This is a genomic window from Streptomyces sp. SID5910, assembly GCF_009862125.1.
Classification (GTDB): domain Bacteria; phylum Actinomycetota; class Actinomycetes; order Streptomycetales; family Streptomycetaceae; genus Streptomyces.
Genome location: NZ_WWHX01000990.1, coordinates 1 through 2101, shown reverse-complemented (window position 1 = coordinate 2101; position 2101 = coordinate 1). Strand labels below are relative to the sequence as shown.

The following is a 2101-nucleotide window of genomic DNA, read 5'->3' as shown; positions in this document are numbered from 1 at the left end:
GTGCCCGTGCCCGTGCCGGTGCCGGTGCCGGTCGCGGTCGGGGAGTGGAGGCCGTCCGGGCCCGGTCGCGGCATACGGGCCGCGGTGTCCCGGCCGAGCAGGGCGAGCGGAGCGCCGAGCAGGGACCGGCGAAGCTCCAGCGCGACCTCGGCCAGATCGGCGGCGGTGGTCCACAGCTCGGCCGGATCCGGAGCCCGGCCGCCGCCGACCGCGCGCCCGGCGACGTCATGGCCGACACGGGCCGCCGGCGCGCCGCTCCTGCCGTCGGCCCGAGGAGGCGGCCCGCCGAAGCAACTGTCGTCCAGCCGCAATGGCCCGAGCACCAGCCGCCGCATCAGCACCCCGAACGCCTCACCCGTGACGTCCTCCAGCAACGCGGGGAGCAGGGCACTGGCGTCTGCGCGAATGGGGGAGCGGGCGGTGCGGTCTGGGGAGACGGAGGCCAGGGGATCGCCGGGGCGACCCGTGGGACCGTCGGCGCGGCCCAGCGGATCGTTCGCGCGATCCGGCAGATCGCCGCTACGGCTCAGCGGAGCGCCACCACCCCCCGCGGGCTCGCCGCCACCCCCCGAGGGACCCCCGACAAGCCCCAGCACCTCCGCCAGCGTGACCGGCGTGCCCCCGCCGCCGCCCACCACCGTGTCCAGCGTCAGCACCCCCTCCTCCACCAGGCGTAGCGCGCCCAGCGCCGTGACGTACCGGCTCAGCGTCCCCACCGGGAAGGCGGTGCGCGGGGTGACCGGTCTGCCCGCGCCGTCAGTGCCCGCGGCCTCGACCGCCACCAGGGCGCCGCCCTCCAGCACGGCGACGCAGGCGCCCGGCACCCGGTGGACCGCCAGCAGCTCGGCCAGACCGCTCCCGCCGAGGAACGTACGCCGCGCCCGCGAGGCACGCCCCCCGGCACCGCCCGCCCCACCCTGCCCGGGCAGCGCCGCCCGCTCCACCCGCCCGTCGGCGTCGCGCGGCACCTCGTCGAGGAGGGTGAGGGTCGCCGGGACCAGGTGCCCGGGCAGCAGCCGCCTGCAATGGGCCGCCAGCGCCGCCGCGTCCAGCCCGTGCGCACCGGGACGCGGCACCACGTAGGCGGCCAGACGTACGTCGCCCGGCGCGGCCTGCACGCCGAGGACGACGGCCTCGCCGACGCTCGGATGGTCGTGCAGCGCCTCCTCGGTCTCCGCCGGGTCGGCCCGGTGCCCGCGCACCCACAACTGCCGGTCGGTACGGCCGAGCAACTGCACCTCCCCGCCCGCCGTCCGCCGCGCGAGCTCCCCGGTGCGGTGCATCCGCGACCCGGCGGGACCGTCGGGATCGGGTACGAACCGCAACGCGGTCAGCGCCGCCCGCCCCACATACCCCCGGGCGACACCCGGCCCGCCCACACACAACTCGCCCACCACACCGTCCGCTACGGGCACCCCGCCCCCGTCGAGCACCCGCAACCCGGCGTCGACGCCCCCCGGCACCCGCAGCCCGGCGTCGACGCCCCCCGGCACCCGCAACCCGGCGTCGACGCCCCCCGGCACTCGCAGCCCGGCGTCGGCGCCACCCGGCGCCCGCAGCCCCGCGTCCACGCCTGGCGCCAGGGGAACGAGGCCGCCGTACGACGTCTCGGCCGTCCCGTACGCGGTACGCAGCCGGCCGGGCCCGAGCATCCCGCTCAGCCGCGCCACCGCGGGCCCCGGCGCCCCGCCCCCGATCACGAACACGTCCGCCAGAGCGGCACTCCCCGCGTCCCCCAACTGCCGTACCAGCAGCTCCAGATGCCCGGGCGTCAGCACCAGGAAGCCGAACGGACCCGCCGCCGCCAGCCACTCACCCAGCCCCGCGAGATCCAAGCCCTGCGGCGCGAGCAGCACCCGCCGGCCGGCGCACAACGACGCCCACAGTCCCGTCGCCGCCGACTCGGAGGCGACCGACGAGAACACCGCCGTACCACCACCCCCGGTGTCGCCCAACTCCCGTGCCACCGCCGTCACATGGTGCGTCAGCCCGCGGTGCGTGACCGCCACGGCGAGCGGACGCCCGGCCGCCGCGGGCACCTGCGTCACATACGCCACGTCCTCCGGATCCGGCGCCCCGCCGATCGGCTCGCCCGACTGCC

At 78.3% G+C, this 2101-nt stretch carries 1 protein-coding gene; it reads right to left on the bottom strand.

Going from position 1 to position 2101, the window contains the following annotated elements:
- A partial coding sequence (locus tag GTW67_RS35150) for a serine hydrolase (protein ID WP_161168768.1) occupies positions 1-2101 on the bottom strand: 2101 nt, incomplete at both ends.